This is a genomic window from Mycolicibacterium mageritense (assembly GCF_010727475.1).
Classification (GTDB): domain Bacteria; phylum Actinomycetota; class Actinomycetes; order Mycobacteriales; family Mycobacteriaceae; genus Mycobacterium; species Mycobacterium mageritense.
In genome coordinates this window covers 473,988-495,445 of record NZ_AP022567.1, presented here as the reverse complement: position 1 = coordinate 495,445, position 21,458 = coordinate 473,988, and the positions used below count along the sequence as shown (strand labels likewise).

The window sequence follows — 21,458 nt, the reverse complement described above, 5'->3', positions numbered from 1 at the left end:
CGGTCGCCGGAGAAGTCAGCCCCGCGGGAGCCGTTCGACTCCCATGCCAAGGCGTTCCGGCACGTGCATGCGCGCGAAGATCTGCGCCACATTCGGTGTCGCGCGCGTGAATCGGCTGACCACGATCATGGTCACGAAGGCCAGCGGAACGCTGACCGCCGCCGGGTAGCCCACCATCACCGCGGGCCAGCCGCCGAGCACGGTCTCGTCGACGCCTCCGGCGATGGCGACCAGGACCGCGGTGCCGCACACCGCGCCGCCGACCACCAGGCCGCATGCCGCACCGGCCGCGGTCAGACCGCGCCACCAGATGCCGAGCACCAGCAGCGGGCACAGCGTGGACGCCGCGACCGCGAACGCCAGGCCGACGCTGCGGGACAGTTCGAGCCCGGACACCACCAGCGACAACGGAATTGGGATGAGGCCGCCGATCACGGCAGCCACGCGGAAATCGCGCACCCGGCCGCGCAGCACATCGGTGGCCAGCGCACCGGCGATGCTGACCAGCAAGCCTGACGATGTCGCCAGGAACGCGGCGATCGCGCCCGCCGCCACCAGCGCGGCCAGCAACTGGCCCAGCACTCCGCCGATCGCCGAGCCCGGCGCCAGCAGCACCGCGGCGTCGGCCGTCCCGGTGATCAGTAATTGCGGCACATACAACCGGGAGAACACCCCGAGCAGCGTCGGGAACAGATAGAACAGCGACACCAGTGCGATCACCGCCAATGCCGTCCGGCGCGCGGCCCGCCCGTCGGGATTGGTGTAGAACCGCACCAGCACGTGCGGCAGGCCCATGGTGCCCAAGAACGTCGCGACGATGATCGACATCACCTGATACAGCGGGTGGCCGCCGCCGAGCCCGCCGCCCGAGGCGATCCACTCTGTCCCGGTGCTCGGCGTACCCGCGACGACGGGTGTGGCGGCGCCGGCCGCGAGCGTGAGGGTCGTGCCCTTGCCCAGCGTGTGCTCGCCGGGAGCACCGAACGTCGCGGTGTCGACGTGACGGCCGTCGAGCGTTCCGGACACCGTGATGCCCGCCGGTTCGACGACCTGGACCACCACATCGGTGTCGACGGCGACCGTGGTCTGGTGCTGCACGCTCGGCGGTAGCGGCCCGCCGAGTTCGCCACGGTCGCTGACGAACAAGCCCAGCAGGGCGAGCGCCGGGATCGCAATCGCGGTGAGCTTGAGCCAGTACTGGAAGGCCTGCACGAACGTGATCGAACGCATGCCGCCTGCCACCACATTGGCGATGACGATGGCGCCCACCAGCAACGGCCCGACCCAAACCGGCATGCCGAGAAGCGTTTTCAGGGCGAGCCCGGCGCCCTGGTATTGGGGCGCCAGATAGAACACGCAGATCATCACCACGACGAGCATCGCGACTCTGCGCAATCGTGGTGAGCCCAGCCGGAACTCGGCGAAGTCGGGCACCGTGTAGGCGCCGGACCGGCGCAGCGGAGCGGCCACGAACAACAACAGGCCCAGGTAACCCGCCGTGAAGCCGACCGGGTACCACAGTGCATCGGCGCCGTACTTGGCGATCAGCCCGGCGACGCCGAGAAAGGATGCCGCGGACAGGTATTCGCCGGAGACCGCCGCAGCGTTCCAGCGCGGCCCGACGCTACGGGACGCGACGAGGAAGTCGGATGTGGTGCGGGAGAACCTGACGCCGTACGCGCCGATGGCCACGGTGGCGACCGCCGCCGCGAGCAGGGCGACCGCGGTCAGCGGGGAGCCGGTCACGGCTCGCTGTCGACGACTCGGACGAAGTCCCGCTCGGCCTGCTCGGCCAGCCGAACATAGAGTCGTCCCACGCCGTAGAGCAGGGGATAGACCAGCCCGGCCAGGATCAGCCAGTTGAGCCGGATGCCGAAGACGTTGAGATCGGCCAACTCCGGGACCGTCGCGTTGAGCACCACGAGAGTTACCACCGTCGCGACGACGACCGACGCCAACCGCAACGCGAGCCCGAGCTGGGCCCTGACCAACCCGCGCACCAGGGCGTCGCCGACCTGGGTCTGTTCCTGAACCTCGATACGTGTCCGCACCATCCGTGCGCCGCGCCGGTGGGCGAGTACGACGCGTTGCCGTTGTGGTCGTTCACTCATCGCTGCCCGCCGGTTTGAGGTTGCGCAGCGGGTCGCGCACCAGGCGGTCCCGCAATTCGCGCGCCTGCCTGCGGCTCACGGGAAGCTCGACCGCGGGAGAGGCGCCGTTGGCCCTCATGCGCACGAGCACCGCGCCGTCGCTCGTGCGCAGGCCGGTCACCAGTCGAAGAGACACCAGATACGACCGGTGGATACGCTGGAAACCGTGGTCCCGCCAGCGGGTTTCCAAGGTGCTCAAAGGGATTCGGACCAGGTGTGCACCGGTGGCCGAGTGCAGGCGGGCATAGTCGCCCTCGGCCTCGACCCAGCCGATGCTGTCGCGGGGCACCAGGTGCGTGATGCCGCCGAGTTCGGCGGGCAGCACGTCGGAGTCCTGATCGTCCGGCGCAGCGGCCGGTTCGCTCGATTGCGCCGCACCCGAGCTGATCCGGCGTACCGCCTCGTCGAGCCGATTCTGCCGGATGGGCTTGAGCAGATAGTCGATGGCGCCGACGTCGAAGGCGGCGACGGCCTTGTCGTCGTGCGCCGTCACGAACACCACGGCCGGCTGGTGCGCGAAATTCCTTAGCACACCGGCTAGTTCGATACCCGACAAGCCGGGCATGTTGATGTCGAGGAACACCGCGTCGATGGTGTGCCGGTTGAGTTCGCGCAGCGCGGTCGTGGCGTCACTGGCCGTGTGGACGTGTGCGACGTCGGGATGCCGTCCCAGCAGGTAGGCCAACTCGTCGAGGGCGGGTGCTTCATCGTCGACCGCGAGCACGGTCAGGTTGGCGCTCACCCCACTGCACCTCCGCTGGCGCGCACCCCGGAACGGAACTTCGGTACCCGCATGATGACCTTGGTGCCCGCTCCGATCGCTGTCTCGACCACCAGACCGTAATCGTTGCCGAACGCCGCGCGCAGCCGATGGTCGACATTGGTCAGGCCGACGTGCGCGGACTGGTCGGTGCGGTCGGCCAGCGCGTCGCCCTGCGCCGAGCGCAGTTGGTCGGGGTCCATGCCTGCGCCGTCGTCCTCGACGGTGATCACGCAGTCGGTTCCGGCGTCGTGCGCCACGATCTCGACCGATCCGCCGCCCTGCCCGGCCAGTCCGTGCCGGACTGCGTTCTCCACCAGCGGTTGCAGGGCAAGGAACGGCACCACCACGTTGAGCACCTCGGGAGCCACCTGCAGCCGGACCTTGAGCGCGGCGCCGAACCTGGCCCGCTCCAGGGTGAGGTAGCGGTCGATGTTGCGCAGCTCCTCGGCCAGCGTCGTGTACTGGCCTGCCGCCCGGAACGAATAGCGGGTGAAATCGGCGAATTCCAGGATCAGTTCGCGGGCCCGGTCGGGATCGGTGCGCACGAACGACGCGATGGTGTTGAGCGCGTTGTAGATGAAGTGCGGGCTGATCTGCGCGCGCAGCGCGAGCACCTCGGCCCGGTCCAATCGCGCCCGCGACGCGTCGAGCTCCGCCAGTTCGATCTGGCTCGCGGCATAGCGGGCCACTTCGCCCACCGCGCCGAGCATGCCGGGCCCTGGTGTGCCGACCGTGACCACCACGAGCACGCCGAGCACGTCGCCGCCCTCGGTCAACAGCGGTTGGGCGACGACGGCCGTCGTCCGCACTTCCCGCAGCACCCGGCGCTGCCCGGCGATCGACTCCTTCGCCGTGGCGGCGCTGGTGTCGACCAGGTCGGGCACCCAGATCGCGGCGTCGCCCTGATCGCGCGCCAGCAGCGCCCCGTCGCTGTCGAACAGCGCGAGTCCTTCCGTGCCGGTGAGCCCGCGCAGGAACGGCGCGGCGGTCTGTGCGGAGTCGGTGTCGAGCCCACGACGCAGGGCCCGCGCGGCCAGCGACGCGGTGTGCAGCGCGGTGTGGACCGCGCGTTCGGTGGGGGTCGCGACGACGCGGCGGGTGCGCACCACCACGACGGCGGCCACCGCCGTCAGCATCAGCGCCAATGCCAGCGCAACCGCAACCTCGACCGACATCTTGCGGCCAACCTTAAACTGCGCTGATTACTGAACTTACTGAACCGGGCAGGCGTATTTTCTGGCCACGTCCATCACGCGCTCCTGTGCCCCGGGGCCGATGACTCCTTGCGCAGCCAGCTCCAAACCGATATAGCCCGGCAGCCCGCCGATGCACGCCTGATGGGCGACGCGCCACGCGGTGTCAGGGTTCAGGTGATAACCGTTTCGGTCGAGACCCTGCATGTACTCGTCGAATGCCGGCGTGCCCTGGTCCGGCACGGCATTGGCCGTGGCCGCCAAGGCGATGGCGGTGGCCATCGCTGCGAATAGAGGGGCAAGCACACGTCTCATGTCCATCTCCTATGGGCAGTTGTCGCGTACACGTTTGCACACTGCACCGACGGAGGCGTCAAAAAGCGAGGACGGATTGCTCCGCCACCGCGTGGTCCTAGACTGGCGACGTGGGAAAACTGCAGCTCGTTCAAGACCCGGCCGCCGACGCGTTGCTGGAGGACAACCCGTTCGCACTGCTGGTCGGGATGATGCTTGACCAGCAGATCCCGATGGAGACGGCGTTCGCCGGGCCCAAGAAGATCGCCGACCGCATCGGCGGCGTCGATGCGCGCCAGATCGCGGAATACAACCCGGACAAGTTCGTCGCGCTGTGCTCGGAAACCCCTGCCATTCACCGGTTTCCGGGATCGATGGCCAAGCGGGTGCAGGCGCTCGCGCAGGCCGTCGTCGACGAGTACGACGGCGACGTCACAGCCTTGTGGACCGCAGGCGACCCGGACGGCAAAGAGGTGCTGCGCCGTCTCAAGAAGCTGCCCGGGTTCGGCGACCAGAAGGCCCGGATCTTCCTGGCGCTGCTCGGCAAGCAGTACGGCGTGACGCCGGCAGGATGGCGCGCCGCCGCGGGTGACTACGGCAAGGCCGGCACCCACATGTCAGTGGCCGACGTAGTGGATGCCGCCTCGTTGCAGCAGGTGCGGTCCTACAAGAAGCAGATGAAGGCGGCAGCCAAGGCCGCCAAGGGCTAGCTCGGAGTTGGCTCTGCGGCTATGGCGCGAAAGCGCGAGTGGGCAGCGCCGTCACCGCAAAGTCAACGCAAAGTGGGGGAGGCCCAGAGTTGACCCTGCGGCTATGGCGGGAAAGTGCAGTGGGCAGCGCCGTCATCGCAGAGTGAACGCAGACGCAGGAGCTAGAACGCCTCCCCGTCGAACCGCTCACGTACGGCGATCTCCGATACCGGCTTGCGCGTCAGCTTGGTGAACTGACGGACCGGCTTGCCCAATGGCACCACCGCGGCGATCGCGTACTCGTCGGGGATGCCGAGCAGCTCCTTGACCCGCGGCTCCTCTGCGATCGCCATCGTGGTGAGCACACCGCCGTAACCCTCGTTGCGGGCGGACAGCAGGATGTTCCACACGAACGGGTACACCGACGCGCCCGATACCACGCCGATGCGGTCGAGATCCTGGTCGAACGCGGCGACCACGCCGAGGTCGACACAGGCCACCAGCACCACGGCCGCATCGAGCAGCTGCGCGGCCCGCGGCGCGTCCACGGCCGCGATCTGCTCGTCGGACACGCCAGGGGGATGCAAAGGGTTCCAAGGGTTCTCGCCGTTGCGCTGCTGGGCGATGTAGCGCCGCATACCGGTGCGGCTGAGATCGGCGAGTGCCTCGCGCGTCTGCTGGTCACGGACAACGATGACGCGGTTGCCCTGCCGGTTGCCGCCGCTGGGCGCGAAGCGTGCGTTGTCGAGAATCCGTTCCAGCACCTCGTCGGGCAGCGGATCGTCGGTGAACTGGCGGGCGGCTCCGGTCGTGCGCATGACGTCGTACAAGTCCATATCGACATTCAACCCACTTATGCGATGGTGATGATATGGCGAAGACACATCTCAACTGCCCGTGCGGCGAGGCGATCACCGGGACCGACGAGGACGATCTGGTCGAGAAGGCTCAGGCACACCTCGCCGAGTCCCACCCCGGCCGCGAATACGACCGGGACATGATCCTCTTCATGGCCTACTGACCGACCTGTCCCCAGACAAAATTCCCGGTCGCCAGCCGGAGCCGGCGACCGGGAATTTCCTTTCCCCATTTTCCGTGATGTCAGGGCACCACCGTGGAACCGATGGTGGGCATGAACTGGCATTGCTTCTCGGTCGTGGTCACCTGGCCGAAGATCGTCGACATGATGCTGCCTGACCCGGTGTCGGCGATCGCGGTGAGTGTCGTCGGTCCCTGCGGGTTGATGTCGGGCCGTGGCTTGAGCGTCACGCTGCCCGACTTGCCGGTGGTCAGGTTGACCCACGTGACGTTCAGCGGCAGCTTCTGCTCGGCGGCCGGTCCCGGGGTTCCGACCGCGGTGAACACGTAGGCCGTCTGGCCCGCGGCCGGTCCGGGCGCCGGGATCTTCGCCGGGCCTGCCACCGAGATCGCCGTCGCGAGAACGTTTCCGCCGTCCTTGAGGCAGCCGTTGCTGATCGACGGATACATGAAGTCCTGCGTCGGCGGCGTGTCCGGCCCGAATCCCGGTGGGGGCGCCGGCGCGCCCTCGGGTGCGGGAGCGGGTGCCGGCGCAGGCGCGGCTTCCGGTGCAGGGGCTGGAGCGGGCGCAGGTGCCGCCTCGGGTGCGGGAGCCGGTGCGGCCTCGGGGGCAGGCGCCGGTGCAGCCAGCGGCGCTGCCTCGACGGCCGGTCCGACCGAGTGGGCCGGGTCGACGCCGCTCGGCAGGTGCGCTTCGGGACCGGCCCCGGCGGCGGGCACGTGCTCGGGCGCCGCCGTCGCCGGGTCGGTCACGAAGTGGTTGACCGCCGTCGCGACATTGCGGGAGTCAGCCGGTTCCGATTTGTTGGCGGCAAACGCCTGCGCGGCGGCCATCAACAGTTGTGCGGCACCAGCCGGGTCAGCCGCGGCCTGCTGAATGACCGGGCTGAGGCCCTGGACTGCCGACAGCCCTGGCGCCTGCAGGTTGTCGATCGGCAGCGGCAGGGGTGCCGGATCGGCGTTGGCGATACCGCTGCCCAAGAGCAGCGCGGTAGCCGAACCGACGGCAATGGCGGTGGCGAACAACGATTTCGGTGACATGGGTGCTCCCAATGCGTTTCGGACGGTCAGACCGGGGCGGTGATCAGGGCAGGCCGGCGGTCAGCAGCGGTGCCAGGCTCAACGCGCTCGGCACGGCCCCGGCGGCGGCTGCCGGAGCGGTCGCCACCGGAGCGGTCGCTGCGGGTGCGGCCACGTTGGCCACCGGTGCCGCCACGTTGGCCGCCGGGGCGACCGCGTTGGCGGCGACAGGCATGAGCCCGGTCAGGTCGCCCGGGATGCTGACCTGCTTGGGCAGGGGCACCGGCATGCCGGGCACCTGCGGGATGTTGATGTCGGCCGACGGCAGCAGCGAGGCCGGCCCGGTTGCTGTGGGCGCCGTTGCCGCGGGAGCGGTTGCCGCCGGTGCGGTCGCGGGCATCTGCGGCAGCGTGACCGACGCCGTGGCCGCGGGTGCCGGAGCGGGCGCGGGCGCCGGGGCGCCGGTCAGGGCAGAAGTGACGCCCTGCAGCAGTTGCGGCGCGGCGGCGGCCGGCGCGGCGGCGATTTGATCGATGATCGGCACACCGGGCGGCGCCGGTGCGGGCACCGGTTCGGCACTCGCGCTTCCGCTGAGCACCAGGGCGACCGGGACAGCGCCTGCTGCCGCGATCATGCTGGTGGAAAGCATTTTCCAGGTGAGTTTCATGGTTCTCCCAATCGGTTGACTGCACGTCTGGAGCCGAAACTATCGGGTTACTGGTGTTACTCAAGTGACACGTGTGGCATTTATTCAACCGTTACGGCAGTGACGGGAATCGGTTACCGACCGCCGCGTGCGCGCCGCCGTGCCGAGCGTCACGACGGAGTGACGAAATGGGCGGACGATAGAGTCGGCCCGGTAAACACCACGCCATCAACCCCGGTCCGGGCCGCATTCACCGTGCGGCTGCTCAAGCTTGCGCCGATGTTGCTGGTGCTCAGCATCGCCGGCCGGCTGGCATGGACATACCTGGTGCCCAACGCGACGAACTTCGTCGACCTGCACGTCTATCTCGGCGGGGCGGCGGCGCTCGATCACCCCGGCACCCTCTACCGGTACGAGTACAGCGACGTCACACCGGATTTCCCGCTGCCGTTCACGTACCCGCCGTTCGCAGCCGTCGTGTTCTACCCGCTTCACCTGCTGCCGTTCGGGTTCGTCGCGCTCGCCTGGCAGCTCGGGTGCATCGCGGCGCTGTACGGAATCGTGCGGATCACCCAGCGCTTGCTGAATCTGACCAGTACGCGGCAGGCCATGTTGTGGACCGCGCTGGGCATCTGGACCGAACCGGTCCGCAGCAACCTCGACTACGGCCAGGTCAACCTGGTGCTGGTGCTGGCCGTGCTGTACGCGGTCTACTGCACGCGGTGGTGGCTTTCGGGGCTGCTGGTCGGGCTCGCCGCAGGCGTGAAGCTCACGCCTGCCGTCGCGGGGCTCTACTTCGCCGGCGCCCGACGGTGGGCCGTCGCGGTGTTCTCCGCGCTCGTGTTCTTCGGCACGATCGGGGTCTCGGCGTTGGTCACCGGTGACCAGACCCGTTACTACTTCACCGAATTGCTCGGCGATGCCAGCCGGGTCGGGCCCATCGGCACGTCGTTCAACCAGTCATGGCGGGGGGCGATCTCGCGCATCCTGGGCTACGACGCCGAATACGGTCCGCTGGTGCTGGCCGGGATCGCCGTCACCGCCGTACTCGCCGTGTTGGCGTGGCGCGCGATCGGCGGCGATGCTGACCGGCTCGGGGCGATTCTCATCGTGAGCCTGTTCGGGCTGCTGCTGTCGCCGATCTCGTGGACGCATCACTGGGTGTGGCTGGTCCCGTTGATGATGTGGCTGTTCCACGGACCGCTGGCCGACCGGTCGGGCGCTCGGCTGCTGGGCTGGGTGTGGCTCGCGCTGACCCTCGTCGGCGTGCCCTGGGTTTTGAGTTTTGCCCAGCCCACCATCTGGGAGATCAGCAGGCCCTGGTACCTGGCCTGGGCCGGCCTGGTCTACCTGGTCGCGGCGCTGGCGACGTTGGGCTGGATCGCCGCTACTGGCCGAGGATCCGATCGATCTCTGCGGCCATCGACAGATCCTTCTCCGTGATCCCGCCGGCGGAATGCGTCACAAGGGCGAAAGTGACTGTCCGCCAACGGATGTCGATGTCCGGATGATGGTCTTTGAGTTCCGCGAACTCCGCTACCTGCCGCACGGCTTCGATGCCGTCCAAGAACGTCGGGAACTTGATCGACCGGCGCAGGGCACCCGCCGCGCGTTCCCAGCCGGGCAGATCGGGCAGTGCGGCGTCAACTTGATCATTCGTGAGCACAGCCATGCTTTCGACGTTATACCGTCGGGCGCGATGAGTGAGCAGATCGTGGTCGCCGGGGCGCTCATTTCGGGCGCCTGCCTCCTGGTCGCGCAGCGGGCGCGCCCGCCCGAGCTTGCCGGGTTGTGGGAACTGCCGGGCGGCAAGGTGGCGCCGGGGGAGAGCGATGCCGACGCGCTGATCCGCGAGCTTGCCGAGGAACTCGGCGTCGAGGTCACCGTCGGGCCGCGGCTGGGCGCCGACGTCGCGCTGAACTCGGCCATGACGCTTCGGGCGTATCGCGTGTCGCTCACCGCGGGCAGTCCCCATCCCCACGATCACCGGGCGTTGCGTTGGGTGCGCGCCGACGAACTCGACCGCGTGGCATGGGTGCCCGCTGACCGCGCGTGGCTGCCCGATCTTTCTGCTGCGCTGCGCACCGGCTGACGCTTATTGTTCCGGTCCATGCGGGTGCTGCGGTTCATCTGGCGTGGTGTACTGGCATTCGACCGCATCGGTTCTCGCATCCCGCAACTACTCCAGCTGTGGCTCGTCGAGTTGTTCTTCGCGCTGCCGCTGGCGTTCTTCATCGCGAAGGTCATCGACATCAGGGGAGCGTTCGGCGTGCCCGGCACCGGCGGCAGTGTTCCTGGCGTGTTCTGGGGTGCGTTGGCGATCTCGGTGCTGTGCGGATTCTTCTTCGTGCGCAACCTGATCCGGCCCCGCCTGGTCGAGGGTTCGTGGACGCCCGTGGTGCGCGCGGACGTCGGTGACTACACCGTCGTCGCGGGCAACCGCGCCTGGACCGCCCATTACACGTATCTGACGAGCCATCCGTCGTATGCGCTGTTGCTGTTGCTGACCGCGCCGATCCCCGCCGTGATGGTGCTCGCGACGATCAATCACGGCGACAGCACGTTCTACTGGCGCGTGGCGGGAATCGCTGGGCTGTCCATCCTCGCCGCGATGGCGCTGGCGCGCATATTGACTTGGTACGTCTTCCGATTCGGACGCAGGCAACTCGAGAGCCAGGACCGCCGCCTCGGCTGGGAGATCGCGTGGAAACCCGTGCTGATGCTCATGGTGCTGATCTACGCGATCGTGGGCATTCCGATCGGCTGGATGTGGTGGCATGAACACCGCACGGTCGCGGCCCTGCCGATGGTCACCGTCGCCGACGGCACGCACAGCGTCGGGCAGTACCGCCGTGTGGCCGGAACCGCCGAAGCGGCGCCCGTGTACTGGGCGCCGCGCGGAACGGGCCGTGGCGGCAACAACTATTCAGGCGCGGGAGTGCTGGTGACATTGGCAGACGGCGGTGAGGCCTTGTTGTTGGCGGAATCCCTTTCGGTGCCCGATTTTGTCGGCGTGATCAAGCGCATGCGCAACGGGACTCTGACCGCGCAGGGCAAAGTCATCGACCACATCACCGAGGACCAGGCGCAGTATTACGGCATGACAGAGGCGGATTTTGCGGAGCCCTCCCCGGACGGCCGGGTATTGGTGTTGCTGTCGTACCCGTGACAATTTGCTGAATGCAAAAGAAGTGGTGTTGTGCCACAACAAAATCAATTTGAGTACGGCGATGTTGCCGATATCGTTTCCGCGAAAATAACGCAAATGTCGTTTGTGGATGCTTCCCTGAAGAGGTGACCACGGCAACCGCGCCGTACACCGCACGGCGCCAGAGTGTGAATCTCGCTTTGGCTACCTGGGTTTCGGCGATCAATTTCTGGGCCTGGAACATGATCGGCCCGCTGTCCACCACATACGCCGGTGACATGAGACTGTCGAGCACGCAAGCTTCGATGCTGGTAGCCACCCCGATCCTGGTCGGATCGCTCGGCCGCATCGTCGTCGGTTCGCTCACCGACCGGTTCGGTGGGCGCACCATGTTCCTCGTCGTCACGCTGGCATCGATTCCGCCCGTGCTGGCCGTCGGCGCGGCCGGGAGTGCCGGTTCCTACCCGTTCCTGCTGGTGTGCGGATTCTTCCTCGGCATCGCCGGCACGATCTTCGCGGTCGGTATCCCGTTCGCCAACAACTGGTACGAACCCGCCCGCCGCGGGTTTGCCACCGGAGTGTTCGGCATGGGCATGGTCGGCACTGCGCTGTCGGCGTTCTTCACGCCTCGGTTCGTGCGGTGGTTCGGCCTGTTCGCCACCCACGCCATCATCGCCGTGGCGCTCGCGGCAACGGCGGTGCTGTGCATCGTGGCGATGCGCAACGCACCCGATTTCCGGCCGAACACCGATCCGGTGCTGCCCAAACTCAAAGCCGCCGTCAAACTTCCGGTGACCTGGGAGATGTCGTTCCTCTATGCCGTGGTGTTCGGCGGTTTCGTCGCATTCAGCAATTACCTGCCCACCTACATCAAGACCATCTACGGCTTCACCGCGGTGGAGGCGGGCACCCGCACCGCGGGCTTTGCGCTCGCCGCAGTGCTGGCACGCCCGATCGGCGGCGCGCTGTCGGACCGCATCGCTCCCAAGTACGTCGTGCTGGCGTCGTTCGCAGGGACGGCCGCGCTGGCGTTCGTCGCGATGTTCCAGCCGCCGCCGGACGTGTGGTCGGCCGCGACGTTCATCACGCTTGCGGTCTTCCTCGGGATCGGTACCGGTGGCGTGTTCGCGTGGGTGGCCCGCCGGGCACCGGCGCAGTCGGTCGGATCAGTCACCGGGATCGTCGCTGCGGCAGGTGGTTTGGGCGGCTACTTCCCGCCGTTGGTGATGGGATCGACCTACGATGCCGTGGACAACGACTATTCGGTGGGCCTGCTGTTGCTGGTGGCGACGGCGCTGGTCGCGTTGGTGTACACCGCAACTCGGCTCCACACCCATGAGCCGCCCGCGGCGAAGGAGCCACGATCATGACCAAACCCCACGTCGGTGGCGCAGTCGAAGAACTGCTGGAACGCAGCGGCAGGTTCTTCACACCCGGCGAATACTCCGCGGACCTGCGCACGGTGACCCGACGCGGTGGACGTGAGGGCGACGTCTTCTACCGGGACCGGTGGAGCCATGACAAGGTGGTGCGGTCCACTCACGGCGTCAACTGCACCGGATCCTGCTCGTGGAAGATCTACGTCAAGGACGGCATCATCACCTGGGAGACTCAGGAGACCGACTATCCGTCGGTGGGGCCCGACCGTCCGGAGTACGAGCCACGCGGCTGCCCACGCGGTGCGGCGTTCTCCTGGTACACGTATTCACCTACTCGGGTGCGGTATCCGTACGCCCGTGGCGTGCTGGTCGAGATGTACCGCGAGGCCAAGGCGCGCTTGAAGGATCCGGTGTTGGCGTGGGCCGACATTCAGGGTGACCCGGAGCGGCGCCGGCGCTATCACCGCGCTCGCGGCAAGGGCGGCCTGGTGCGGCTCAGCTGGGCCGAGGCCACCGAGATGATCGCCGCCGCACATGTGCACACCATCAAAACCCATGGCCCGGACCGGGTTGCGGGATTCTCGCCGATCCCGGCGATGTCGATGGTGTCATTCGCGGCCGGCTCGCGGTTCGTCGAACTCGTCGGCGGGGTCATGACATCGTTCTACGACTGGTACGCCGACCTGCCGGTGGCCTCGCCGCAGGTGTTCGGCGACCAGACCGACGTGCCCGAGTCGGGCGACTGGTGGGATGCGGCGTATCTGATGATGTGGGGTTCCAACGTCCCCGTCACGCGCACGCCCGACGCGCATTGGATGGCCGAGGTCCGCTACCGCGGCACCAAAGTGGTCAGCATAAGCCCGGACTACGCCGACAACACCAAGTTCGCCGACGAGTGGATGCCGTGCGCGGCAGGCACCGACGGCGCGCTGGCGATGGCGATGGGCCATGTGATCCTCAGGGAGTGCTTTGTCGAGAAACGGGTTCCGTTCTTCGTCGACTACGTCCGGCAGTACACCGACCTGCCGTTCCTGGTCAAGCTCGAGGCACGCGACGGCGAGCTGGTCCCGGGCAAGAACCTCACGGCCGCGGACCTGGGACACGATGTCGAGAATGCCGCGTTCAAGCCGGCGATCCTCGACGGTGCGAGCAATAGTGTTGCGGTGCCCCAGGGTTCGTTGGGATTCCGCTACGGCAACGACGGGGTGGGCAAATGGAACCTCGAACTGGAGGATCTGGTCCCTGCGCTGACGGTCGCCGACGAGGTCGGCGAGACCGCCGAGATCAGCCTGCCGCGGTTCGACACCGTCGACGGCAGCGGCGCGACCATGCGGCGCGGGGTGCCGGTGCGCCGCGTCGGTGAGCACCTGGTGTGCACGGTGTTCGACCTGATGCTCGCGCAGTACGGCGTGGCCCGCCCGGGGCTGCCCGGCGAATGGCCCTCAGGTTACGACGATGCCGGCCGGCCCTACACGCCGGCCTGGCAGGAGGAGATCACCGGAGTCGCCGCCGCACAGGCCATTCGGATCGCCCGCGAATTCGCCCGCAACGCCGAGGAGTCCGGCGGCCGGTCCATGATCATCATGGGTGCGGGCATCTGCCAGTGGTTCCACGGCGACGCCACCTACCGCGCGGTGCTGGCCCTGCTGCTGCTCACCGGATCGATGGGGCGCAACGGCGGCGGCTGGGCACACTACGTCGGTCAGGAGAAATGTCGTCCCGTCACGGGGTGGGCGGCCATGGCGATGGGAACCGACTGGTCCCGGCCGCCGCGGCAGATGGCGGGCACGTCGTACTGGTATGCACACACCGATCAGTGGCGCTACGACGGTTATCGCGCGGACGCGTTGTCGAGTCCCACCGGGCGGGGCCGGTTCCGGGACAAGCACACCATGGACGTGCTGAGTTCCGCGGTGGCAATGGGCTGGACGCCGTTCTATCCGCAGTTCGACCGCTCCAGTCTCGAGGTGGCCGACGAGGCCAAGGCCGCGGGACAGGAGGTGCCGCAATACGTGGCCGAGCAGCTGGCCGCCGGAGGCCTGAAACTGGCCGTCACGGATCCGGACAATCCGGCCAACTGGCCACGGGTACTGAACATCTGGCGGGCCAACCTGCTTGGCTCGTCGAGCAAGGGCAACGAATACTTCCTGCGGCATCTGCTCGGCACGACTTCCAACGTCCAGGCCGAGCCCACCGGTGAAGGTCTGCGCCCCGCCGAGGTCACCTGGACCGAGGACATTCCGGAAGGCAAGCTCGACCTGCTGATGTCGATCGACTTCCGCATGACGTCGACGACCTTGCTGTCGGACGTTGTGCTGCCAGCTGCGACGTGGTACGAGAAGGCCGACCTGTCCAGCACCGACATGCACCCGTACGTGCACGCGTTCAGCCCCGCGGTCGACCCGCCGTGGGAAACCCGCTCGGACTACGAGGCTTTCGGTGCGATCGCCCGGGCCTTCAGCGCGCTGGCGATCAGGCACCTGGGTACGCGTACCGACGTGGTGATGGGCACGCTGCAGCACGACACCCCGGGTGCGATGGCGTATCCGGGCGGTACCGAGCATGACTGGCGTACCACGGGCGAGACGCCTGTGCCGGGCAAGACCATGGGCCCGTTGGCGGTGGTGGAGCGGGACTACACCGCGATCGCCGACAAGTGGTCGGCGCTCGGTCCGTTGGTCGACACGCTGGGCCTGACGACCAAGGGCGTCACCACCCATCCGGACCAGGAGGTCCGCGAGCTCGCCGCCAAGTTCGGCGTGATGGATTCCGGTGCGGCGCAAGGACGCCCGGCGATCACCACGGCGGAGCGCATGGTCGATGTGATCCTCGCCCTGTCCGGCACCTCGAACGGCCGGCTGGCGGTCGAGGGTTTCAAGGAACTGGAGAAGCGCACCGGGCGCAAACTCGTGCACCTCGCCGAGGGCAGTGAAGAACGCCGGATCACCTATGCCGACACGCAGGCGCGGCCCGTTCCGGTGATCACGAGCCCGGAATGGTCCGGCAGCGAGACCGGGGGCCGTCGGTATGCGCCGTTCACGGTCAACATCGAGGAGCTCAAGCCGTTCCACACGCTTACCGGCCGCATGCACTTCTATGTCGATCACGACTGGCTCGAAGAACTCGGCGAGCAGTTGCCGATCTACCGGCCGCCCCTGGACATGTCGCGACTGTTCGGCGAGCCACGGCTCGGAGAGGGTGGCATCGGGCTGACCGTGCGTTATCTGACGCCGCACTCCAAGTGGTCGATCCACTCGGAGTACCAGGACAACCTGTTCATGCTGTCGCTGTCTCGAGGCGGTCCCACCATGTGGATGAGTCCAGTCGATGCAGCGAAAATCAATGTGCGGGACAACGATTGGATCGAAGCCGTCAACAGAAACGGCGTGCTGGTGTGCCGCGCGGTGGTGAGTCACCGGATGCCCGAGGGCGTGGTCTACGTCTATCACGCACAGGAGCGCACCATCGACGTGCCGCTGACGGAGACCACCGGAACCCGTGGCGGCATCCACAATTCGCTGACCCGGCTTTTGGTCAAGCCGAGTCATCTGGCCGGCGGATACGCACAGCACGCGTTCGCGTGGAACTACCTCGGTCCGACCGGCAATCAACGAGACGAGGTGACGGTGGTGCGGCGACGTTCTCAGGAGGTGCGCTACCAATGAAGGTCATGGCCCAGATGGCGATGGTGATGAACCTCGACAAGTGCATCGGGTGTCAGACCTGCTCGGTGACGTGCAAGCAGGCCTGGACCAACCGGTCGGGCACCGAGTACGTGTGGTTCAACAACGTCGAAACCCGTCCCGGACAAGGCTATCCACGCACCTACGAAGACCAGGACCGCTGGCGCGGCGGCTGGCGGCTGGACCGCCGCGGCCGGCTGCGGCTGCGGGACGGGGGTCGGCTGGCCAAGCTTGCCAGGATCTTCGCCAACCCCAAGCTGCCGTCCATCGACGACTACTACGAGCCGTGGACCTACGACTACGAGAACCTGACGTCGGCGCCTCTGGGCGAGCACATCCCCACGGCACCGCCACGGAGCCTGATCACCGGCAAGCCCATGAAGGTGTCGTGGTCGGCCAACTGGGATGACGATCTGGCGGGATCGCCGGAGATCGTGCCGGGTGACCCGGTGCTCAAACAGGTCAGCGAGCAGGTCAAGCTCGAACTCGAGCAGACCTTCATGTTCTATCTGCCGCGGATCTGCGAGCACTGCCTGAATCCGGCGTGCGTGGCCTCATGTCCGTCGGGCGCGATGTACAAGCGTTCCGAGGACGGCATCGTGCTGGTCGACCAGGACCGTTGCCGGGGCTGGCGCATGTGCGTGTCCGGATGTCCTTACAAGAAGGTGTATTTCAACCACAAGACCGGCAAGGCCGAGAAATGCACGCTGTGCTATCCGCGCATCGAGGTCGGATTGCCGACGGTGTGCTCGGAAACCTGCGTGGGCCGACTGCGGTATCTCGGGCTCGTGCTCTACGACGTGGACCGGGTGCTGGAGGCGGCGTCGGTGCCCGACGACAAGGATCTCTACGAGGCGCAGCGCCAGATTCTGCTCGATCCGACCGACCCGCAGGTGATCGCCGGGGCGCGCGCAGAGGGCATCTCCGACGAATGGATCGAGGCGGCGCAACGCTCACCGGTCTACAAACTGATCCACACCTACGGTGTTGCGCTGCCACTGCATCCGGAATTCCGGACCGTACCGATGGTCTGGTACATCCCGCCGCTGTCGCCGGTGGTCGACGCGGTCAGCCGCGACGGGCACGACGGCGAGGATCTCGGCAACCTGTTCGGTGCGCTCGACGCGCTACGGATCCCGATCGAGTACCTGGCCGGATTGTTCACGGCCGGTGACACCGGCGTGGTCGAGGGCGTATTGCGCAGGCTCGCGGCCATGCGTTCCTACATGCGCGACATCAACCTCGGCCGCGAGACCCAGGGCCACATCCCCGCCGCAGTCGGCATGACCGAAGAACAGGTCTACGACATGTACCGACTGCTGGCACTCGCGAAATACGAAGAGCGTTATGTCATCCCGACCGCCTACAACCCGGAGGGGCACCCGGTGGAAGAGCCGGGATGCTCACTGTCATTCGAGGGCGGACCGGGTATGTACGAGTCGGGCCCGTTCGGCGAGGCCAGCGGCGGGCCCGTGCCGGTGGCCGTGGAGACCTTCCACGCGTTGCAGCACCGGCAGACCAGTGGCGGCATGGCCGCCAACGCCGAGAACCCCTCGCGCGTGAACCTGCTCAACTGGGATGGCAGGGGAGTACCGTCGGGCATGTTCCCGAGTGGTGATCGATGATGAAGCGTCGCAATCGAACCCGCGACAACACGATGCAGGATCGTCTGGTGTGGCAGGCGGCGTCGCTGCTGCTGGCCTACCCGGACGACGGCCATCTGGACCGGCTGCAGACCGCGGCACGCCTACTGGATCACGTCACCGGTGAACCCCGGGCGCTGCTCGGCGAAACCGTTGTCGGGTTGAGCCTGCGCCCCACGATGGAGCTGCAGCAGGAGTACGTCGACACCTTCGACCTGCACAAGCGGTGCAGCATGCTGCTGACGTACTGGACGGCAGGCGATACTCGTAACCGAGGTGCGCAGATGGTCGAATTCACCCAGACCTACCGTGCCGCAGGCGTCGAGATCCCCAAAGGAGAGGCACCCGACCATCTTCCGGTGGTGCTGGAGTTCGCGGCGACGGTCGCCCCGGAGGCCGGAAGGCGGCTGCTCGCCAAATACCGCGTGCCCATCGGTGTGGTGGCCCAGGCGTTGGCCGAGCGGAGATCGCCCTACGCGCCTGTCGTCGCGGCGGTGGATGCCACCCTGCCGGCGCTGGCCTCGGTGGACGACGTCTCGCGCCTGATGATGTCCGGACCGCCGATGGAAACCGTTGGACTGCAGCCATTTCAACTGACCGTGCCACCGCGCAGGAGGTAGCTGGGATGTCGGGTTGGGTGATCTTCTGGGACGTGGTGCCCTATGTGACCCTCGCGATTGTCGGCGTCGGCACGTGGTGGCGCTACCGTTACGACAAGTTCGGCTGGACCACGCGGTCGTCACAGCTCTACGAGTCGAGGCTGTTGCGCATCGCGAGCCCGATGTTCCACTTCGGCATGCTCGTCGTGATCATCGGGCACGTGGTCGGGCTCCTGATCCCCGAATCCTGGATGGACATGATCATGAGCGATCATGTCTACCACCTGCAGGCCGTGGTGCTCGGCGGCATCGCGGGCGGGGCCGCGCTCCTCGGTATTGCGCTGCTCATCTACCGTCGCAGGGCCACGGGCCCGGTGTTCATGGCCACCACGGTCAACGACAAGACGATGTACCTGGCACTCGTGGCCGCGATGCTGGCGGGTTTCGCGTGCACGCTGATCGGCGCGACGCCTGAAGGGGCCGAACACGACTACCGCGAGACCGTGTCACCCTGGTTCCGGTCGATCTGGATCCTGCAGCCGCGCGGCGATCTCATGGTGCAGGCCCCGCTGTACTTCCACATCCACGTGATGATCGCGCTCGTGCTGTTCTGCCTGTGGCCGTTCACGCGGCTCGTGCACGTGTTCAGCGCGCCCATCGGATACCTCTTCCGGCCCTACGTCGTCTACCGCAGCCGCGATGTCGCCGAGAAGTCCGAGCTGGTGGGGTCGCGTCCGCACCGGCGCGGGTGGTGACGCGGCTGAGGTAGGGACCTTCGGCCCTGCCACCGCGACCGCCGACGGCAGACGATATCGGTATGGAGCAGTTGACGGTTCTCGATGCGGGGTTCTTGGAGGCCGAGGACTCTGACCCGCATGCAAGCCTGGCAATCGGCGCACTCGCCGTGCTCGACGGGCCGATGCCTGAGGTCGAAACCGTCGTCGCGGCGTTGGCGGAGCGGACGTCGACGGTTCCGCGGCTGCGGCAGGTTTTGCGCACGCAACCCTTGGATCTGGGCGCACCGCACTGGGTCGATGACACCCACTTCGACGCATCGCATCACATCCGCTATGCCGCGGTGCCGCGGCCGGGTGATGACGCGGCGCTGTACCGGTGGGCCGCCGACGTCATGGAGCGCCGGCTGGACCGGGATCGTCCGCTGTGGGAGTGCTGGCTCGTCGACGGGCTCGAGCGCAATCGCTGGGCGATCCTCATGAAGATTCACCACTGCATCGCCGACGGCGTCGCCGCCACGCGCCTGCTCGATCGACTGTGCGACGACGGCGGTGGGCCGGCGCCGGCCGGCGTCCGTCCCCATCAATCGGCAAGGGCGGCCGGAGGATTCGACCCGGTCGGCTGGATCGGCGCCGCGTGGCGGTCCTCGATCGGGTTACCGGGCGCCGCGGTGCAGGCCGTGCACGGTGCGCTCGACATCGTCACCGGCCTGCTGCGTCCGGCGTCCGAGTCCTCGCTGATCGGCCCCGTCACCAGCATGCGGCGCTACGCCACGGCCGAGGTACCGCTGGACAACGTGACCTCGGTGTGCCGCGCGTTCGGTGTCACGCTCAATGACGTTGCGCTGGCTGCGATCACCGACAGCTTCCGCGCCACGCTGATCAGGCGCGGCGAAAAGCCCCGGCGTCATTCGCTGCGGACTCTGGTGCCGGTATCGGTCCGGTCTGCCGATGCCGGCGACGTCACCGACAACCGGGTGTCTGTCATGCTGCCGTATCTGCCGGTCGAGAAGTCCGATCCGGTACAGCAACTACGCACCGTGCACGCCCGGATGACCAGAGCGAAGGGCGGCGGCCAGTGTCAGGCCGGCAACATCCTGGTGTCCGCGGCGAACGCGATCCCGTTCCCGGTGACCGCATGGACCGTGCGGGCCCTGACCCGGCTGCCCCAACGCGGCGTGGTCACCGTCGTGACGAATGTGCCCGGTCCACGGAAACCGTTGCGGATCACGGGATGTGACGTCGTCCGGCTGCTGCCGATTCCACCACTCGCGATGCAGTTGCGTACCGGCGTGGCGATCATGAGCTACGCCGACCGCCTGGTGTTCGGCGTCATCGGCGACTACGACGCAACGCCCGATGTCGACGAACTCGCACGCGGTATCGAGCGGTCGCTCGCCCGCCTGGCCGACATCAGCATCGGCCATTGGCGTTCCACGCCAATGGGGACTCTCGAACTCGTACAAGGAGGTTGATCATCATGCCCAAGGGACAAGAACTCGACGTTCTCAGCCGCAGGCAGTGCCTGGATCTGTTGAACAAGGTCCGCGTGGGCCGCCTGGTGTTCACCGAGGAGGCGTTGCCCGCGGTGCAACCGGTCAACTTCCGGCTCTGGCACGACGACGTGGTGTTCCGGGTCGCAGGCGGCGCCAAGCTGTCAGCGGCCACCGAGAAGCAGGTGGTGGCATTCGAGGCCGACGAGTTGGATGCCGACCTGCACACCGGCTGGAGCGTGACCGTGGTTGGGCATGCACAAACCGTCACCGACGTGGACGAGCTCGTCGCCATCGCCGGGACGTTCGTCCAACCGTGGGTCGACGGCAGACGTGACCACTTCGTCCGGATCCGCACCGAGAAGGTGACCGGCCGCCAGTTCCGCAGCCGCGGTGTGCCGCACTACCTCGGCACCGATACCGGCGCCTCGACGGTCTCCTGACGCTCAGTAGCGCAGGCGGTCGCCGACCACCCGCACGCCTCCGCCGGGGTGGCTCGCCGCGTACAGCGGATGCAGCAGCACAGGATGACGGCAATGTGCACACGACTGCTGCGGACGGTTTACCGAGGCGAAGGTCAGGTGATGGCATTCGCTGCATCGCACCATGTAGCAGGCGCCGATCCAGTTGGCCAGCCCCACGTAGATCGCCACGGTCGTCGCTGCGGCCAGCACGATGATCAATGCCACGGTGAGCACTTCATAGACCGTCATATCGGTACCTCCAACCGTGCCTGACACCACCTGACGGATAACTCAAAGGTAGCTCTCGAGCCTTAGGATTTCCTGGCCACTTTGAAGACTTTTTCGAGTTCGTGACCCCGCACCCCGTTGTGGTGGGCCTTGCGGACCTTGTGCAGCACGAGTGGGCATCGTTTGCACCGCGGCTTGCTCCGACAGCACTTCTTCTTGGGTTTCAGGTGGGCCAGCTTGGCGGGCTTCAACGTGACGGGGCTCTCTCGTTTTCGTGATAGACCGGCCTGACTG

The 21,458-nt window shown here is 67.3% G+C and carries 22 protein-coding genes; 12 read left to right on the top strand and 10 right to left on the bottom strand.

The window, feature by feature from the left end:
- Positions 1–15: 15 nt before the first annotated feature.
- The 5 genes from G6N67_RS02345 to G6N67_RS02325 are packed head-to-tail and all read right to left on the bottom strand — an operon-like array spanning position 16 to position 4,427.
- Positions 16–1,746, bottom strand: coding sequence for a sodium/solute symporter (locus G6N67_RS02345; protein WP_036437705.1), 1,731 nt, complete (start codon positions 1,744–1,746; stop codon positions 16–18).
- Complete coding sequence (locus G6N67_RS02340; protein ID WP_036437703.1) at positions 1,743–2,111, bottom strand: hypothetical protein; 369 nt, start codon at positions 2,109–2,111, stop codon at positions 1,743–1,745. Before G6N67_RS02340 ends, G6N67_RS02345 begins: the two co-directional genes overlap by 4 nt.
- A complete protein-coding gene (locus G6N67_RS02335; protein WP_036437702.1) occupies positions 2,104–2,892 on the bottom strand; it encodes a LytR/AlgR family response regulator transcription factor in 789 nt (262 codons plus the stop codon). Before G6N67_RS02335 ends, G6N67_RS02340 begins: the two co-directional genes overlap by 8 nt.
- Positions 2,889–4,088: a sensor histidine kinase gene (locus tag G6N67_RS02330; RefSeq protein ID WP_036437700.1), complete on the bottom strand. Its 1,200-nt coding sequence runs from the start codon at positions 4,086–4,088 to the stop codon at positions 2,889–2,891. Before G6N67_RS02330 ends, G6N67_RS02335 begins: the two co-directional genes overlap by 4 nt.
- A gap of 36 nt (positions 4,089–4,124) precedes the next feature.
- Entirely contained in the window at positions 4,125–4,427 is a 303-nt protein-coding gene (locus G6N67_RS02325) for a DUF732 domain-containing protein (protein ID WP_036437698.1), read from the bottom strand.
- A 104-nt stretch (positions 4,428–4,531) separates the two neighbouring features.
- Between G6N67_RS02325 and G6N67_RS02320 the strand changes: the two genes are divergently transcribed.
- Complete coding sequence (locus G6N67_RS02320; protein ID WP_036437696.1) at positions 4,532–5,110, top strand: HhH-GPD-type base excision DNA repair protein; 579 nt, start codon at positions 4,532–4,534, stop codon at positions 5,108–5,110.
- Positions 5,111–5,271: 161 nt separating this feature from the next.
- Here the strand turns inward: G6N67_RS02320 and G6N67_RS02315 are convergent, their stop codons facing one another.
- The gene (locus G6N67_RS02315) at positions 5,272–5,925 is read right to left on the bottom strand and encodes a nitroreductase family protein (RefSeq protein WP_036437695.1); all 654 of its coding nucleotides are present in this window, start codon (positions 5,923–5,925) and stop codon (positions 5,272–5,274) included.
- 35 nt (positions 5,926–5,960) lie between these two features.
- Here G6N67_RS02315 and G6N67_RS02310 point away from each other — a divergent pair, with 35 nt between their 5' ends.
- Positions 5,961–6,110, top strand: coding sequence for a DUF1059 domain-containing protein (locus G6N67_RS02310; RefSeq protein WP_063835163.1), 150 nt, complete (start codon positions 5,961–5,963; stop codon positions 6,108–6,110).
- Positions 6,111–6,190: 80 nt separating this feature from the next.
- Here the strand turns inward: G6N67_RS02310 and G6N67_RS02305 are convergent, their stop codons facing one another.
- Positions 6,191–7,168, bottom strand: a complete 978-nt coding sequence (locus G6N67_RS02305) for an Rv1157c family protein (protein ID WP_036437693.1) — start codon at positions 7,166–7,168, stop codon at positions 6,191–6,193.
- Positions 7,169–7,211: 43 nt separating this feature from the next.
- Positions 7,212–7,814, bottom strand: a complete 603-nt coding sequence (locus G6N67_RS02300) for a hypothetical protein (protein ID WP_036437691.1) — start codon at positions 7,812–7,814, stop codon at positions 7,212–7,214.
- Between the two features lie 258 nt (positions 7,815–8,072).
- Here G6N67_RS02300 and G6N67_RS02295 point away from each other — a divergent pair, with 258 nt between their 5' ends.
- Positions 8,073–9,236, top strand: coding sequence for a mannosyltransferase (locus G6N67_RS02295; RefSeq protein ID WP_036438615.1), 1,164 nt, complete (start codon positions 8,073–8,075; stop codon positions 9,234–9,236).
- On the opposite strand, the gene G6N67_RS02290 is transcribed toward G6N67_RS02295, so the two are convergent.
- Positions 9,181–9,465 carry a 4a-hydroxytetrahydrobiopterin dehydratase gene (locus G6N67_RS02290; protein WP_036437690.1) on the bottom strand — a complete coding sequence of 95 codons (285 nt, stop codon included), beginning with the start codon at positions 9,463–9,465 and terminating at the stop codon, positions 9,181–9,183. The two genes, G6N67_RS02295 and G6N67_RS02290, sit on opposite strands and share 56 nt — an antisense overlap.
- 27 nt (positions 9,466–9,492) lie before the next feature.
- Here G6N67_RS02290 and G6N67_RS02285 point away from each other — a divergent pair, with 27 nt between their 5' ends.
- The 9 genes from G6N67_RS02285 (at position 9,493) to G6N67_RS02245 (ending at position 20,915) form a co-directional block, all read left to right on the top strand.
- On the top strand, positions 9,493–9,885 hold the full coding sequence (locus tag G6N67_RS02285; RefSeq protein WP_036437688.1) for a (deoxy)nucleoside triphosphate pyrophosphohydrolase: 393 nt from the start codon (positions 9,493–9,495) through the stop codon (positions 9,883–9,885).
- 18 nt (positions 9,886–9,903) lie between these two features.
- Positions 9,904–10,962 carry a hypothetical protein gene (locus tag G6N67_RS02280; protein ID WP_036437686.1) on the top strand — a complete coding sequence of 353 codons (1,059 nt, stop codon included), beginning with the start codon at positions 9,904–9,906 and terminating at the stop codon, positions 10,960–10,962.
- A 125-nt stretch (positions 10,963–11,087) separates the two neighbouring features.
- Entirely contained in the window at positions 11,088–12,311 is a 1,224-nt protein-coding gene (locus tag G6N67_RS02275; protein WP_036437684.1) for a nitrate/nitrite transporter, read from the top strand.
- Entirely contained in the window at positions 12,308–15,985 is a 3,678-nt protein-coding gene (locus G6N67_RS02270) for a nitrate reductase subunit alpha (RefSeq protein WP_036437683.1), read from the top strand. Before G6N67_RS02275 ends, G6N67_RS02270 begins: the two co-directional genes overlap by 4 nt.
- On the top strand, positions 15,982–17,628 hold the full coding sequence (gene narH, locus G6N67_RS02265) for a nitrate reductase subunit beta (protein ID WP_036437681.1): 1,647 nt from the start codon (positions 15,982–15,984) through the stop codon (positions 17,626–17,628). Before G6N67_RS02270 ends, narH begins: the two co-directional genes overlap by 4 nt.
- Positions 17,628–18,266 carry a nitrate reductase molybdenum cofactor assembly chaperone gene (narJ, locus tag G6N67_RS02260; RefSeq protein ID WP_036437679.1) on the top strand — a complete coding sequence of 213 codons (639 nt, stop codon included), beginning with the start codon at positions 17,628–17,630 and terminating at the stop codon, positions 18,264–18,266. Before narH ends, narJ begins: the two co-directional genes overlap by 1 nt.
- Positions 18,267–18,271: 5 nt before the next feature.
- Positions 18,272–19,000: a respiratory nitrate reductase subunit gamma gene (gene narI, locus G6N67_RS02255; protein ID WP_036437677.1), complete on the top strand. Its 729-nt coding sequence runs from the start codon at positions 18,272–18,274 to the stop codon at positions 18,998–19,000.
- A 62-nt stretch (positions 19,001–19,062) separates the two neighbouring features.
- On the top strand, positions 19,063–20,454 hold the full coding sequence (locus tag G6N67_RS02250; RefSeq protein ID WP_036437676.1) for a WS/DGAT/MGAT family O-acyltransferase: 1,392 nt from the start codon (positions 19,063–19,065) through the stop codon (positions 20,452–20,454).
- 5 nt (positions 20,455–20,459) lie between these two features.
- The gene (locus G6N67_RS02245; protein WP_036438612.1) at positions 20,460–20,915 is read left to right on the top strand and encodes a pyridoxamine 5'-phosphate oxidase family protein; all 456 of its coding nucleotides are present in this window, start codon (positions 20,460–20,462) and stop codon (positions 20,913–20,915) included.
- Between the two features lie 3 nt (positions 20,916–20,918).
- Here the strand turns inward: G6N67_RS02245 and G6N67_RS02240 are convergent, their stop codons facing one another.
- Complete coding sequence (locus G6N67_RS02240) at positions 20,919–21,185, bottom strand: hypothetical protein (RefSeq protein ID WP_036437674.1); 267 nt, start codon at positions 21,183–21,185, stop codon at positions 20,919–20,921.
- Positions 21,186–21,458: the final 273 nt, after the last annotated feature.